Below are 15,601 nucleotides of genomic sequence, written 5' to 3' on the forward strand. Positions count from 1 at the left end.
TCAGTGAAATGTGTTCCGTCGAGGAGTCGGGCATCGCCGGAAGCGCGGCGGGTCGGCGACCCGGACGACGAGCAATCGGTGCCCTGATTTACATCTAGTTCCTACTGTCGGGCATGGCCTCGAAACTCAAGCGCGGACTGTACGTGTTGGTCGGTCTCCTCGCAATCGGCTTCGGCGTTCACTACGCCATGTTCGGGTCGCTTCCGCTCGGCAAGCCCGAACTGCTGAAGGACGGCGACGGCGACGACGTAGAGTGGAACGAAGTCGAAGTGTAGTGGCGAATTCGGAGCATCGGAGCTGAATTTCGACCCTCCGAGAAGATAACCAGATTTCTTTCGATATACCCCGAATTCCGATAACTATATTTAAGTCCACAAAGTCCATAACCGCAATATGGAAAACAGGATGAAGTTAGCGCTTCTCTACGCTGGTGGTGGGATTCTCGGACTCACATACTTGCTCGGTGTGATGGGCGACCCGCTCGCTACGTCGGGACCACAGCGCCTCCCACCCATCGTATATACGGTCGCGATGACGCTCGGTCTGCTCGTCGGTATCGGACTGTTCCTTGACGTGAAGCCCCTCGTCAACCTACTGGTCAGCAACTGATTCAGCGTCGATGGATTCGACGTCGTTTCACGCTCCTAAGTGCCGAAGCCGGTCGAAAAGTGCGTCCGCGTCCGCATCTGCGAGGTGGACGAGACGCTCCGTGCGGTCGCCGACCTCGATTTCGAGCGTCTGGGTGTCCGCTCGACGGTCGATAACGTTCTGTCGGAGCGACACGTTAGTTATCTCCGCGAAGCCGATTCGCCACTGGGTTTCGTCCAGTCGGTCGTCGTACCCGACTAGTTCGCGGTCGCGTATCTCGTAGGTCATCGAATCGTGGTGGACGCGATACTCCACGATTTTCAGCGGAACTAGCGCGACCAGCGCGTAGAGCGTAACTGGCACGAGCAGTAACGCCATCTGCACCGGCGTTTCGTACACCTCCCCGGCCGCCAGCGCCGCGAGGAGACCGAAGCCACCGACGAGAGTGAAGAACACCCAAAACGGCACCATGAGGTCGCTGAAGACGGCGTACACCACGCTCCCCAAGCGGACGGTTCGGCCGTCCGGCGAGGCCGAGACGTCGGGCGCGCCCGCAGGGAAGTCGAGGTACTCCGGGTCCGGTCTCGACTCGCCACCTCCGACAAGTCGAGTGAGTGGATTGTCCCACCGGTGGAGTTTGCCCGGACGATGGCGGAGTAGTTCGTAGCCGAACTTGACAGCGACAAGGACACCGAACAGCGTGGCCGTCTCGTCGGTCGGAACCCCTGTGAGGAGCGCGAGGAGGCCGACGACGACCGAGTATTCGATGGCACCGTGATTCAGCGGCACGACCGAGCAGGTCTCGTACTGTCGCTCGCCGAGGTACACGTCACTGGCTTCCAGTCCGCGAGCGAGGAACGCGACGCTCGCCGTCGTGAGCAGTCCCGCCGTCTGCCACGTCACGAGTTCCATCCATCCCGGAAGCGCGAACGGCGAGGTGACGACGACCGCGCCGAGGACCAGCCAGAACCACGCGAATGCGGTCACGTAGGGGAGGACGTTGGGGACGTTGCGGGGATACACCGGCGGGAGTCCGGCGGCGACCGAGATACCGCCGCGCTTCTCGGTCAGTCCGTCGAAGGCGACGTCGATGCCGGGTCCCCGAAACCGAAACTCGAAGACCCGCTCGGCGAACAGGCTCTTGACGAGCGACCAGCACAGCACGACGCCAATTTCGAGCCAGTAGAGCGCGCCCAGCGTGTCGAGCGTCCACCCCCCGAAGACGAGACCGACGAGTGGAAGCACCTGCAGTGTGACGAACCCGACGGCGACCCGCGGTGAACCGAGTACGGTCGAGTTCCGAATTTCGTCCATCGATTACCTTGGTCGTTCTCCGAGCCGAGATAAAGAAAGTAGTGATTCAGCTTCCGTCAGTTAGGTATGGCTTCGTTCAGCAGGCCCCGGCCTCGTTGCACACCCAGTCGGCGTTGTCCTCGGTGTTCGGGAGGTTACAGAGCAGGCTCAGGAACGTGGCACATGCGACCAGTCCGACCCCGCCGGTGGCGACACCGGTCGCGCCGCAGATGTACGGACTCGCGGCGCTACAGCCGATGTCCCACGCCAGACGGGTCGCGGCCGCACAGGCCGAACACGAATCGACGTAGCCGTACTCAGCCAGTTGGTGGGCCGCGTCGGTCTGGGCGAACGTGATGGCGGAACTCCACATGAACGTCGCACCCTTGAACCCTCGGGGGAGGTCGCCCTCGTCGGATAGCTCCTCGGCGAGATCGAACTTGACGGTGTGTGTCTTGATAACTACGGAACCGCCGACTTCTTCGAGGTCCTTCGAATCGACGCTGGAGAAGGCACCAGAACACCAGTTGATGGCGTCCTGCACTGCGCCCCAGAAGTCGTTCCAAAGCCCCTGCGTCCGAACTTGGTCGCTCGCCTGCTGGTGTGCGGTGCGGAACGCATCGACATTGAATACGACAGAGGTGGTCGTGAGCGTCGCTCCTGTACTCGCAACGTTGAGACCGCCGTCGTCCACACTGTACGATTCGATGAAGGCGTTCGAGTCCAACAGGGAATCGTCCGCGGACTGAGTGCCGACAGCCCCGTCGTCAAGGGCGTCGAACTCCTGTTTCTGGGTGAAGCCGTCGGTGGTCTTCCACTCGTAGCTGACGTAGCCGTTCGCGGTTCCCGGACTCGCGGTTGCAAGGAGTTCACCGTCGTCGCCCCGCTGGAGGTCCGTGAGGTCGAACGCGACCGTCTCGCGGTCGGTGTATGCGTCGCCTTCAGGCGGAGAGACGGCGGTGATGCCGCCGACGTCGTGCCGAACGCGACCGTGCTTCGACGCGGCCTGAATCAGCGTCTGGGCCTCGTCGCGTCGCTCCATCTCGGCGGCAAGTTGGAGTGTAATCGAGCGGTCAACGCGCTCCTCGTCGGCACCGTAGTCGAGCGACAACTCGACCCCACGTTCGCCGTTCGTGGTCGAGACGACGACTTCGACGAGACGGCCTGTCGCGGCAACGAGGTCGACGTCGCCGCTCTCGACGGTCACGGTCTTGGCGCGTTTGCCGTTCTCGAATTGGCCCGTCGTCCGAAGCGTAAATTCGGCGGCCGTGTCGCCCGTCGCTTCGAGTTCGAGTCGCTGTGCACCCGGCGGTGCGCTGACCGTGCCCACCTCGGGGACGTCCAGCGAGACAAAACCGCCGATGTAGTCGATGGTTGCGGTTCCACCGGAGTTGTCGGAGGTGACGACGCCGCGGCCGGACTCACCGTCTGCCGTCGCACCCTTGTTCGCGGCCGCGTCGTGGCCGAACGTGACCGTGTACGGCTTGCCGCGCGCCGTGACCGTCGCCTCGCCGAGATTGGTCAGCGGAAGTGGGGTCTCCGGCGCGACTTCGGTCCCGTTGTTGACGAGCGTCGCGTCGCCGTCGATATCGAGATACGTCAGTTCGCCAGCGTAGGAGAGGACGTGCGAACCGCCCGAGAGCGTTCCTTCGACCCGGCGGTCGTCGACGCGACGCACCGTGTCGTCACTCGCTTCGAGTGCGCCACTCGCAGAAACATCGTAGGAGACAGACCCGTCGGCGACGATTTCGAGCGTCTCGTGGGGGAACGACTCGTAGTCGAACGAGCGGCCATCGACGGTAACGTCGGCGTCGCCGCTCACGTCGAAGTCGGTGAACTCGCCAGTGAAGGTGTATTCGTGGCGGTCGGCGTCGAGAGTCGCGTTCGCGGCCCCTCGTTCGACGCTACCGGCCGGGGCCTCGACTGCCGAGAGAAGTCCGGTCACGCTAAATTCGTAGGTCGCCTCTCCCGACGATTCAACGACGACCGACCGCTCGGTCGTCATTTCTCGGGCGCGAGCGTTACCGAAGACCTGTAGGTCGCCGGGTGCGAGTCCAGCACCGGTTGCAGTCGCCGCTCCTGCGACGCCGAGCGAGCGGAGAACGTTACGTCGAGATACGATATTTGAATTTGTATCTTTCACTTCGAGTAATTACTGATACCACCACGATATAAACCCTTTTATTAAGGCAATAAATTTATTTACTATATATTTAGATGTAGTTTAGAACTCTATTTTGTGTATGAATCTAACGGCCGAAAAGAAATCAGTTGCTCCGAAGGGGTCCCAGATGCGAATATGTCACAATCCAGTCGGTCACGACCAAGCGGGACTTATATGTAGTTTAGATCATAATATTCGGCGGCGAGGGTCGGAACTTAACTCACAATCGACGTCGCGGTCCACTACGCGCTGTTCGGATCGCTCTCGGTCGAAAAACCAATTGTTGGGTGACGACGTGGAACGAACTCGTACCCTACTGTCTCGCTTGAAGAAATATAATTATGTCTTTAGAATAATTATATATTTCTTATAGACTTGTATAGTTGCTCAGAGAGCGGGGGACGACGCCCGTCACGGCTTCAGGCGTAAACAGTCCAAACGAGAGCATCGGAAGCGTACTGGGGTTCGGGAGGACGCTGAACTCGAATCGAGGAGTCCCCTTCACAGGCGGCGGAAAATCACCCTTCCGCGAACCCTCACATCCGCTTTAGCTTCCGCCCAGCACGCGCTTGAACAGCGTGAACGTCAGGAGGGTGAAGAACAACCCGTTCAACATCCCCTGACTCGCCGCCAGAATCTTCGCCAGCCATCCGACCGGCCCGATGTTGCCGTAACCGATGGTGCTGAAACTGATGTAACTGTAGTAGAGACCGTCGAACAGCGTCGTCAGGGGTTGCTCTGACTCCACGAGGACCCCGGCTTGGGTCTCCAGCGGGCCGCCGAGGACGTAGAAGACGCCGAACACCGCGGGCAGGAGGAAAGTGAACCCGGCGATGCGCGGCAGGCGGTTGCCGTACCCGCAGGTGAGTTGCATGAAGAAGTTGAGACCGACGCTTGCGGCCTTCTTCGCCCGACCCCACGCATCGAGCGAGTACTCCCGGAGGACGATGCCGATGTTCTTCTTGCGGTTGTAGAAGTACCGCTTGAATTCGAACTCCCGCATCGCGGGCGTGTCGCCCACCGCGTCGGCGCTGTCTTGGGCTTTCCGGTAGGTCTCCTCGATGACTTCGTTGGTCATCTCCACGTCGTAGCGCCCCGACGACTCCTCGCCGAGGAAGCCGTGGATGTCCCAGTCGTTGCGTTCGAGGTAGGCGTGGTGGTCGCTGAAGTCGAAGTGGTCGAAGTGGGTCAGACAGAACCGGAAATGGTCCAGCAGTTCGTGCTGGTTGGCTTCGGTCTCCAACTGGACGTTCCCGAGGGTCGCCTTGGTCAGGTCGTAGAGGACGACGCTCCCGGCGGTCACGGTGATGTTCCCGCCGCAGAGGTGGCCTTCGGTGAAATCGACGTAGGTGTCGCCGCTCCCGCCCGAGACGACCCGGAACTGGGCCGCGTCGAGGAACTCGACTTCGGTGAAATCACACTCGTCGTGGAAGGCGGCGTCCCGGAAGGACCCGTTAGTGAAACTCGCGTTCCGGAAGTCGGCTTGGGACTCGAAGGTCACTTCGTCGAAGCAGGCGTTCTTCTCCAAGTGCTTGGCCTCGCCCTCGAAGATGGTGCCCCGGAAGTGGGCCTCGTCCTGAAACGTTGCCTCCCGAAAACTGGCGTCCTCGCGGAATCTTGCCTCGGTGAACCGCACCCGCGACCGGAAAGTCGCGTCCACGAAGTCGGCATCACCCTCGAATTCGGCTTCGACCGCCTCGATTTCGCCGCGGAACGTGCTTCCGTCGAAGGTCACGCCGTCCCGAAACTCGACGCGCTCGAACGTCGCCAACCCGCCGACTTCGACCCTGTGGCAGTCCGCGCGGGCGTCGAACACCGCCCGGTCCAAGTTGAACTCGCCTTTGAACGTCGCGTCCTTGAAGTCGGCGAACCGGAACCGGGCGAGTTTGAAATCGGCCTCGTCCTCGAACGTCGCGGACTCGAAGGTCACGTCGTCGTTGGTGGTTCGACTGCCCCCGTTGAACTCGACGCCCCGGAACTCCGCCACGGCCTTGAACCGAACGTCCGTGAAACTCACGTCGTCGTGGAATCTGGCCTCGTCGAAGTCGGCCATCCGGTCGAAGACCACGCCGTCGAATCGGGTGTCGCCCTCGAACTCGACGTACTCGAAGTCCGATTCGGCGTGGAACGCCGCGCCCTCGAAGGTCACGTACTGGAAGTCGGCCTGTCGGAAACTCGCGTCGCCCCGGAACTCGGTGTCCGCAAACGAGATGTTGTCGTCCAACACGTGACTTGTCCCAGTGGTCTCGGCGTTTCGGAAGTGGGCCGCGTCGTGGAAAGTCGCGGCCTCGAACGTGGTGTCGTCGTGAAAACTCGCCTCGTCGCAGTTCACGTCGCCGTGGAAACTCGCGCCGACGAACGTCACGTCCTCGTTGAAACTGGCCTCGTAGGCGGTGAACTGGCCTTCGACCGCGAGTTCGTCCGCTTCGAGGACGCCCCCGATGGCCGCCCCCTCGAACTTGAGTGCGCCCACCGTGGCCCCCCGGAGGTTCAGGCCCTGTTCGAGTCGCCCGTGGGTGATGTCCAACCCGTCGATGTCGGCGTACTGGAAGTTCAGCACGTGGTTCGCGCCGCCGTTGATGTCCTGATAGGTCAGTGAGAGGTGCGGGAGGTCGGCCCCGACGTACTCGTTGGCGCGCACGTCGCCGGACTTGAGGTTCTCCTTGATGCGGACGACAATCTCCTCGGCGGTCACGTCGTTGCTCGCCCGCTGGTCGCGGGACATGTGGAACGGACAGTAGTCGCTGTCTTCGTGGGCAGTGTGGGGGCACTCCCACGTCGTCTTGAGGTGGGCTTCGGTCTGTTTCGCTGGATTGAACGTGTACTGACAGGTCGATTGCGCGTCGGCGTCGGCGCGTTGTTCAGTTCGTGACATACGTGGGGAGTCGAGGGGTCGAAGGGAGTTTCGGGCGCGATTCGAGGGGAGTTGTCACACGTCCGGTCATTCCTCACCCCTCGGATATATAGATTCGGTTGTCCCGCGGTGGAAATTTCACTTCAGCACGTTCTTTCGCTCGCGCTCGGTGAGACTGGCGTCGAAGGCGCTCCGCGAGCAGTGTTCGCACTCCTTGGCGGGGTTGGTACTCTGGTCGTAGGTCTTGACCGGGTAGCCGAGGAGGAAAAAGGCCTCCATCTGGTGGCGCGCCACGATTGCGTCGGCGGGTTCCCCGCAGTTGGGACACCAGTCGTCGCTCTCCGCGGGCACCTGATAGGTCACTTTCCGCCTGCCGAATCCCGCCCGGTCGAAGGCCTCGGATTTGGACGTCTCGATTAACTCCTCGACCGGGTAGGGTTCTTCCACGACTTCGTTGTCGAATCCGGTGTCCGCAATCACCTCGCTCTGGAGGTACGGTCCCACCGTGACGGTGTTGTCGTAGCCGAGGAGGTAGACCGAGACGCTGGCGCTCCGGCCCGTAATCTCGATTTCGTGGTCGTGACCCACGACGTACACGTCGAGGTCGGTCCGGGCCTTCTCGACCGTGACCTCGTGGTGCGCACCGGAGACGCGGACCCCCGCGTCGGGGTCGCTCGCGCTCCCGGACTGCTTCCACCCGGTGAGCGACACGTCGTAGTCGTCGGCCTCGCGGGGCGGTTCCACGTCGTCCGAGTAGACGTTTTCCGGGGCGACGACCGAGAGGTCCCCGCCTGCGGTCCCCGCCGTCACGAACACGTCTTCTGCGTCCGCGACGATTGCGTCACCGGTCACGCCGTCCGGTTCGGCGTAGCCGTCTTCCAAGTCGCCGCGGACGACCGTCTCGGGGTCGCCGACTGCTCCGCCGCCGGGCGATTGGTGGGTGAAGACGTACTCCGCGTTGCACACTTCGAGGTCGCCCGCCACGCTGTCGGTCCGCAGGTAGACGTCCTCGGGGTCCCTCAGCGCGACCGGGGCGTCCTCGTGGCCGGTGAGCGTTACGTCGCCGTCGTAGGTTTCGGTCTGGTCTGTCATGGTAGGTGAATTGTGATTTCTGGTCGTCAGTCGTCGGAATCGTCGCTGGTATCGTCGCTGGTCCGCGGTTGCTCGGTCGCCTCGCCCGCGAGCGCGACACGCGCGGGGTGTAATTTAGTTAGGGTGTAGACAGCGAGGCCGTACTCGGGATAGGTGTGGTAGGTCTCGTAACTCGCCCGCGGGTCCGACGCCCCGGCGTCGGACTGGCGACCCGCGCCGAGTTCGATGGTGGTCCACGCATCCGGCCCGAACCGGAAGGCGGCGTCGGCGCTCTCCGGTCCGGGGAACTCCTCGATGGCTCGGACCTCGGCGTCGGTTTCGACGCGGAGGAGGTCGCTTTCGAAGCTAAACTCGCGGGTAACGCCGCGCTCCAGTGGCGTCTGGGCAGTCGAATCGGCCGCCGAGACGCCAGATTCGAGGGGCTTGCACGAGCAGACCTCGTGGAAGTCGAGCGCCGGGACGCCGACGTAGTGGGACTCGCCGATAACCGTCAGGACGGCGGGTTCGCCCAGCAGTTCGCTCGGGACCGCGCGCTTCACGTCGAAGGCGTCCAGATTCGGTTCGCTGGTCGCGTAGGCGAAGTGGAGTCGTGTGGTGTCGTCGGGTGGCATGGATGGTCGGATGGGAGCGTCGTTAGGTATCTATCAGGATGTCGTAGTTCGGGTCGAACAGCGAGTTGACCTCGACGCCCCGATAGCGGGGGATTGCGCGCCACCGCAGGTCGCGGTAGCGGTCGCTGTGCGTCCGGACGTAGGCGGTCGCCTGCGACGAGTTGGGACTCGGGAAGGGCGCTCGCTCGCCCGACGCGAGGACGTAGAACTGTTCGACGCGCTCTCGGTCGCCGTCGGCGTCGAGGTCTTCCCACGCCCAGTAGGGCGCGTAGCGGTCGAACCCGGCAGACCGGACCGTGTTCAGGTAGGCCTTGTGATGCTGGGGGTAGCCGTACTGGGAGTAGGCCCACGCTACGACCGTCCCGTCGGGTTCGAGGTGTCTGCGGAGCGACCCGTAGAACTCCTTCGAGTAGAGTTTCAGCAGGTCGTCGTCGGTCGCGCCCGGAATGTCCAGCAGAACGAGGTCGTAGGTCTCGTTCGTATTCTTGAGGTAGGCGTAGCCGTCGCCGACCGTGGTGTGCAGGCGGTCGTACTCGTCGGCGTTGTCGTGCCACCGCGAGAAGTACGAGTCGTTTCTGGCGTGGGCCATGAACTCGCCGTCCAAGTCCACGTGGTCCACGCTGACGTTGTACTGCCGGAGGCGGTCGATGGCTATCCAGTCGCCGCCGCCGACGACGAGGACGTTCGTCTCGGGACCGCGGTCGTACATCGACATGGGCACGTCAACGAGGCCTTGATGGTACGAGTCGGCCCAACTCTCGCAGAGTTGGACCGCTGTGCCGAGGCGCAGACACTCCTCGGTGTCGCCCTCGAAGTAGGGGTTGTCGCCCGCGCCGGTCCACGTCCGGTCGTACCGGACGACGTGCTGGTACTCGGTGGTCCACTGACTCGTGATTTCGGCGTCCATCGCGCCCGGTTGGTACTCGTCCTCGATTTGCTGTTCCAGATAGAGTTCGGTCACGGTCCGGTCCACCTGCCGGTGGTTGGCGACAGCGCCCGCGTACCCCGCGGTCAGCAGGAGACAGACCGCCAGCAGGGCCGCCGACTCTCTGCTCGCTATCGCCCGACGCTCGTCGGCGAACAGGCCCCACGGGCGCTCGCTGAACCGGGCGACGAAGACCAGCGCGGCGACCCCGTTCAGCAGAGCCAGCACGAAGATGGTCGGCACCAATCCGAGCCGGGGGTACAGCACTTTCGCGTAGACCACCGCGCCGAACAGGCCGCCCACGTAGTCCATCGCCAGCACGACCGAGAGGCCGCTTCGCTCGCCCGCGGTGCGCTCGACGTTCCAGAGGAGGCCCAGAAAGCCAACCACGAGACCGTAGCACGCGCCCAGTCCGCGGGTGACGGCGGTCGGGAGCAGGCCCGCGCCGGTGTCGGCCTCGATTTCGTCGGTCTCCTCGACCATCCGGGTCAGCAGGGGGAGTTCGAAACCCGAGAGGAACCCGACTGCGACCGCCGGGAGGCGCGCGAGGACCCAAATCAGTTCCGAGGGCACCGCCTCGGGAATCGTGACGCTGTTGAGACCGACGACCAGCATGAACCCGGCGGGCGCGACTGCGGCGAGGTAGACCTCGGTCCGGAAGAAGTTCGAGGCCGCGTCGTCCTGTAGGTCGTCCGACAGCGCCGACCCGATGCCGAGACTGAAGAAGTAGAGGCCGACGGTGATGACGTACTGAGTCACGGTGCCGCCGTACATCACGGTCAGCAACTCCGAGTAGACGAACTCGTAGGCGAAGCTACAGAACGAGACGACGTAGGTGATGGCCAACAGCGTCAGCGTCTTGGTTCGAGGGGTGGTCGCCATTGTAGAGGGGAGAGCGATTCGGTCCGGTGTCCGCGTTTGGGCGTCGGAAACAGGCGGGAACCGGGAGTAGTTAAATCCGCGGGGAAACCTTCCACTGCTTCTCGACTTCGTACCCGGCGTCGGAACCGAGCGCGTCGTCCACTTTCAGGTCCACGCACTCCCAGTCGAAGTCGTGGCCGTTCTGGCCGCGGAGTTCCGCGCCGACGCGGTACCACCCGTCGGTGTCGATTTGGCAGGCCTCGGTGCCGTCGGGGTCGTTCGTGCGACAGTCCCACGGGACCGGTCCCGCGCCCGGCGCGTCGTCCTCCATCTCGAAGTCGCTTCCGAGGTAGGCGACGCCGAGCGTGGCGACGCCCACGCCGTACCGCGAAACCTCGTCCTCGTGGTCGTCGTACCAGTCGTCGGCGTAGGCTCCGCCGTGCCACCACGCCCGGCCGTGGCCGGTCTTGGGCGCGCTACTGTAGCCACCGTCGGCGCGGCCCGTGGCTCCTCGGCCGCCGGCACCGCCTTTGCCCTTCGCGCGGGCGCTTCCGACGGGACTGAGGTCGGCGAGGCCGCCGTCCGTCTCCGGGTCGGCGAGGTCGTTCTGGCCCCCGCCGTCGTAGCGGGACTTGACCCACGTATTCCCTTCCAGCGAGATTTTGAGCTTACCGTCGGTCGCTCGAATCTGCTCGAAGACGTTCGACTTGCGGGGCGGCGGGGAACTGCTACCCGAACAGCCGGCGAGCGCGGACACAGCGGCGAGTCCGGTTCCGGCGATAAATTCGCGGCGTCGCATGGATAGGGTGTTTTCAGGACCGGTTTAAAGAATTATTGGAAATCTCTGTCGTATATCTTTCCGAGACGCGGACGAAACCGACGGACGGACAGCTACGCAATCGCACCAAAATGAATTACGTTGCTTAAGCAATTGATAGGGATGTTTTCCGCCCCGACGAACTCACACCATCGCGTCCGAGGAGACCGCCGGATGCGCCGAGTAGAACGCGACCAGCGTGTCGGCGTAGCTCTCGAACGCCGGACACGAAATCCCGCTCCCGCGCAGGTCCCCCGTCGCGTTCTGGCAGGTGTAGCTCGTCGGGTGGACGAAGTACCGGAGGACTTCGGGTTCGACACCGAGGAGACCCGCGAGACCGGGAACCCCGTCGAGCGCCCGCCGAACGAGGTCCGCGCCGCCGCTCGGAAGCGGGACAGGGCGAATCGTCTCGCCCGTGGCCGCCGCGAACGCCCGGAGCATCCCCGCCACGGTCGGCGGGTTCGGGTCGCAGAGCTGATACACCTCGCCCTCGGAGTCGGGCCGACCGCTCAGGTAGTCGATGGCGTCCACCACGAAGTTCCGCGGGACGACGTTGACCTCGTAGTCCCGCGGGTCGCCGAAAGTGGGCACCACGCCGAGGCCGCCGGGTTGGGCGTCCAGCAGGCGCAAAACGTTGTACGGCCCGTCGTACTTCTGGGTCCGGCCGGTCTCGCTGTCGCCGACCGTGATTGCCGGTCGGTAAATCGTGGCGGGCAGGCCGGCGTCCATCCGGCGCTGGACCTCGACCTCGGCGAGGAATTTGGTCTCCTCGTAGTGGTTGTTGAACGACTGGCCCACGTCGAGGTCGTCGTGGGTGAACACCCCGTCGTGTCGCCCGCTGACGTAGCACGTGCTGACGTACTGGAAGTGGTCGAGGTTCGGGCACGATTCCGCGAAATCCAGCACGTTGCGCGTCCCCTCGACGTTGACCGCCATGCCGACTTCGCGGGCGACTCCGAGGTCGTAGACCGCCGCGAGGTGGTAGACTTCCGTCGCGTCGTCCGCGAGGGACTGGTAAGCTTCGCCTAATCCGAGGTCCGACTCGGTGATGTCGCCCTCGTGGAGTTCGATTCGCTCGGGAGCGCCGTCGTCGATTTCCGCCGCGCGCGACTCCGCGAGGTCTCGGTACTTCGACTGGACGAGGCACCGAATCGCCACATCGTCGGGATACCGGTCGAGGAGGCGCGCGACCAGTTCCGACCCCAGAAAGCCCGGAAAGCCGGTGAGAAACACCGATTCCGGCGAGTCCGCCGACGCCATCACCGCACCCCCGGAAGTCGCTTCATCGCCCGGAGCGAGACGAGCATCGCCTTGGCGTACCACCCGTCCGGAACCCCCTCCGGCGGCGCAGTCACCGACCCGGCGCGCTGTTCGGCGACGGTCTGGGCCTCGGTGTACTTCTCGAACCCCTCCCTGCCGTGTCGCCGCCCGAGGCCCGAGTCCTTCATCCCGCCCATCGGCGCGTCCACCGAGGCCCACGCCGCGGCGTAGGCGTCGTTGATGTTCACGGTCCCGCACTCGATTTGCCGGGCGACCTTTCGGCCTCTGTCGCCGTCCTCGGTCCAGACGCTCGCGTTCAGGCCGTATTCGGAGTCGTTGGCGAGTTCGATTGCGTCGGCGACCGAATCGAACGATTCGACCGCCACGACCGGGCCGAAGGTCTCCTCGCGGGCCAGTTCCATCTCGTCGCTCACGCCGGTCAGCACCGTGGGTTCGAAGAAGTACGGCCCGAGGTCTGGCCGGGCGCGCCCGCCGGTCAGCACGTCCGCGCCCTTCGATAGGGCGTCCTCGACGTGGCTCTCGACCGTTTCGAGTTGGTCGGAGCCAATCAACGACCCCACGTCGGGACCGAAGTCGTAGCCCGGACTCAAATCGAGGCCTCGCGTGCGCCGGACCAACCGGTCCAGAAACTCGTCGTAAATCGACTCGTGAACGTAGAGGCGCTCGAAGGCGATGCAGAGTTGCCCCGCGTTGGTGAAACAGCCCTGAATCGCGCCAGAGACCGCTTTCCCGATGTCGGCGTCGGGAAGCACGACCATCGGGTTCTTGCCGCCGAGTTCGAGCGAGCAGTCGGTCAGGTTCGCGCCCGCCTGCTCGGCGACTTTCCGGCCGGTCTCGGTGCCCCCGGTGAAGCAGACGAAATCGGACTCCTCGACCAGCGCCGCGCCCGCCTCACTCCCGCGGCCGGTCACGACTTGGAAACTGTCGTTTGGCACGCCGGCCTCGCGGAGCAAATCACGCAGGAGGAGGGCCGAAAACGGGGTCTCCTCGGCGGGTTTGACCACCACTGCGTTGCCCGCCAGCAGGGCCGGGAGCGCGTCCGTCACCGAGAGCGTCAGGGGGTAGTTCCACGGCGAGATTACCCCCACGACGCCGACCGGGTGGCGGTAGACCCGCGTGTCGGTCAGGACGGGGAACGCGCCCTTCCGGCGCTCGGGTTCGAGGTACTCGTCGGCCCGGTGGGCGTAGTGGCGCGCGGTCGTCGCCACGTCCAGAATCTCCTCGAAGGCGTCGATGCGGGCCTTCCCGCTCTCGAGTTGGGCCACGTCGAGGAGTTCCCGTCGCTCGTCCAACACCAAATCGTGAAATCGCAGGACCGCCTCGGCGCGCTCCGAGACCGGTCGGTCGGCCCACGCGGGTTGGGCCTCGCGGGCGCGCTCGACGGCCGCGCTCACGTCCGCTGAAGTGCTCGCGGGAATCGTTTGTATATTAATACCCGAATACGGCGCTTCCACGGGAATCTCCTCGCGGGTCTCGTCGGTGGGCACCGACGACGCCAGACGCGAGAGCGCGGCCGAGTCGGCGCGCGCCGGGAGTTTCGAGAGAGCCATCGCTACACGGTTTGGGCGTCGGTAGCATGAGCGTTCTGCCGGGCGCGAGGTGGGAGAACACTCGGGGTCTCCTATCGAGGACCCCGAGTGTCTCCTTGGGCCATCTATCAGGCCGGATACGTAATCAGAAATTATAAATCGACTGCTTTTGGGGTTTGTTCCATGACCGCACGCAAATCGTATTTACGCCTGCTGTTCGTCTTTTTCGTCGTCGCGCCGAGTGGGGGTGTCTTCCTGACTCACACAGGGAGCGTCCTCGCGTCGGTGGGGGACGGCCCGAGCGACGGGGAGAACCCGGTCGTTCACCAACCTGCCGAAATCCGGTCGGCCGACGACCTCACGCTGGTCACTGCCCACTACGACGACGCCAAAAACGGGAGTCTCAAGGCGTTTACTGACGACGGCGAGGTCGTCTACGAGACTCGTGCCCACCAGCGAATCTTCGACGTGGACCCGGTTCCCGGCGAGAAGTACACCGTGACCTACGTCGGGAGTACCGTCAGGTCCGACTCGGCGTGCAAACTCGACGCCGGGTCGGGACTGAGTTGCATCCGCAACGTCGTCCAGCGAGTCAACCTGAGTACCGGCGAGTCCGAGCGCATGTACAACTACGACGTGGTGACGCGCCACGGCCACGACAGCGTTCACGACGTGGACCGAATCAACGAGAGTCACTATCTGGTCGCCGACATCTTCCACAACCGAGCGTTCATCGTGAACACCTCTGCAAACGTCATCACGTGGGAGTGGCGCGCCCGGAGCGAGTTCCCCTACACGACCGGCGGCGCGATTCGGGACTGGACCCACATCAACGACGTGGAGTACCTCGAAGACCAGAACGTCGTGATGATTGACCCCCGGAACCACGACCAAATCTGGTTCGTCCACCGCCAGAAGGGCCTCCTCGAAAATCGGACGCTCGGCGCGGACGACGACCACAGCGTCCTCTACGAACAGCACAACCCCGACTACATCCCGGCGGAGCGCGGCGGCCCGTCAGTCGTCGTCGCCGACTCCGAGAACAACCGCATCGTGGAGTACCAGCGCGAGGACGGTCCAGACGGACGCGAGGAGTGGAATCGAACGTGGACGTGGCGGGACGCGAAGATGGAGTGGCCCCGCGACGCCGACCGCCTCCCGAACGGCAACACGCTGATTACCGACACGCACAGCAATCGCATCTTCGAGGTCACCCCGGCGGGCGAAATCGTCTGGCAGGTCTCGATGGCGAAACCCTACGAGGCCGAACGCCTCGGCACGGGCGACGAGAGCGCGGGTGGCCAGAGCGCGACGGCGCTTGGCTACGAGTCCAGAACGCCCGAAGTCGAACGGGGCGACGAGGAGGCCACGCTTCAGGGTCGAATCTACGGCGCGGTCCGGTCGGTCCTCCCGACCAAACTCTACCACGGCATTCGGTGGATGCTCCCGGCGTGGATGGGCCTGTTCGACATTCTGCTCGTCGCCATCTCGGGCCTCTCGCTGGTCGGATGGGTCGTGAGCGAACTCTACTGGACCGACCGAATCGGCCTCCGAAACCCGATTCGACTCGGACGGTGAGTCGGGCG

At 64.0% G+C, this 15,601-nt stretch carries 12 protein-coding genes; 3 read left to right on the forward strand and 9 right to left on the reverse strand.

Features of this window, described 5'->3' with window-relative positions; genetic code table 11:
• Positions 1-113 precede the first annotated feature (113 nt).
• Both P2T57_RS17655 and P2T57_RS17660 read left to right on the forward strand, forming a co-directional pair.
• The gene (locus P2T57_RS17655) at positions 114-275 is read left to right on the forward strand and encodes a hypothetical protein (protein WP_276302447.1); all 162 of its coding nucleotides are present in this window, start codon (positions 114-116) and stop codon (positions 273-275) included.
• Positions 276-405: 130 nt separating this feature from the next.
• Complete coding sequence (locus P2T57_RS17660; protein ID WP_276302448.1) at positions 406-609, forward strand: hypothetical protein; 204 nt, start codon at positions 406-408, stop codon at positions 607-609.
• 27 nt (positions 610-636) lie between these two features.
• Here P2T57_RS17660 and P2T57_RS17665 read toward each other — a convergent pair whose 3' ends face one another.
• The 9 genes from P2T57_RS17665 to P2T57_RS17705 all read right to left on the reverse strand — a co-directional run bounded on the left by P2T57_RS17665 (position 637) and on the right by P2T57_RS17705 (position 14,036).
• A complete protein-coding gene (locus P2T57_RS17665; protein ID WP_276302449.1) occupies positions 637-1,902 on the reverse strand; it encodes a DUF6498-containing protein in 1,266 nt (421 codons plus the stop codon).
• A 76-nt stretch (positions 1,903-1,978) separates the two neighbouring features.
• A complete protein-coding gene (locus tag P2T57_RS17670; RefSeq protein WP_276302450.1) occupies positions 1,979-3,886 on the reverse strand; it encodes a halocin C8-like domain-containing protein in 1,908 nt (635 codons plus the stop codon).
• Positions 3,887-4,592: 706 nt separating this feature from the next.
• A complete protein-coding gene (locus tag P2T57_RS17675; protein WP_276302451.1) occupies positions 4,593-6,920 on the reverse strand; it encodes a pentapeptide repeat-containing protein in 2,328 nt (775 codons plus the stop codon).
• 117 nt (positions 6,921-7,037) lie between these two features.
• Positions 7,038-7,991, reverse strand: coding sequence for a hypothetical protein (locus P2T57_RS17680; protein ID WP_276302452.1), 954 nt, complete (start codon positions 7,989-7,991; stop codon positions 7,038-7,040).
• Between the two features lie 26 nt (positions 7,992-8,017).
• Entirely contained in the window at positions 8,018-8,602 is a 585-nt protein-coding gene (locus P2T57_RS17685; protein ID WP_276302453.1) for a DUF2617 family protein, read from the reverse strand.
• A gap of 22 nt (positions 8,603-8,624) precedes the next feature.
• Positions 8,625-10,409 (reverse strand): spermidine synthase, encoded by a 1,785-nt coding sequence (locus tag P2T57_RS17690; protein ID WP_276302454.1) that lies wholly within the window; start codon positions 10,407-10,409, stop codon positions 8,625-8,627.
• A gap of 70 nt (positions 10,410-10,479) precedes the next feature.
• Positions 10,480-11,187, reverse strand: a complete 708-nt coding sequence (locus P2T57_RS17695) for a hypothetical protein (protein ID WP_276302455.1) — start codon at positions 11,185-11,187, stop codon at positions 10,480-10,482.
• A gap of 162 nt (positions 11,188-11,349) precedes the next feature.
• Positions 11,350-12,465, reverse strand: coding sequence for an SDR family oxidoreductase (locus P2T57_RS17700; RefSeq protein WP_276302456.1), 1,116 nt, complete (start codon positions 12,463-12,465; stop codon positions 11,350-11,352).
• Positions 12,465-14,036 (reverse strand): succinic semialdehyde dehydrogenase, encoded by a 1,572-nt coding sequence (locus tag P2T57_RS17705; protein WP_276302457.1) that lies wholly within the window; start codon positions 14,034-14,036, stop codon positions 12,465-12,467. Before P2T57_RS17705 ends, P2T57_RS17700 begins: the two co-directional genes overlap by 1 nt.
• Before the next feature lie 162 nt (positions 14,037-14,198).
• Between P2T57_RS17705 and P2T57_RS17710 the strand changes: the two genes are divergently transcribed.
• Positions 14,199-15,593 (forward strand): aryl-sulfate sulfotransferase, encoded by a 1,395-nt coding sequence (locus tag P2T57_RS17710; protein WP_276302458.1) that lies wholly within the window; start codon positions 14,199-14,201, stop codon positions 15,591-15,593.
• Positions 15,594-15,601: the final 8 nt, after the last annotated feature.

Source organism: Halorussus lipolyticus, from assembly GCF_029338375.1.
In the GTDB taxonomy this organism is placed as follows: Archaea; Halobacteriota; Halobacteria; order Halobacteriales; family Haladaptataceae; genus Halorussus; species Halorussus lipolyticus.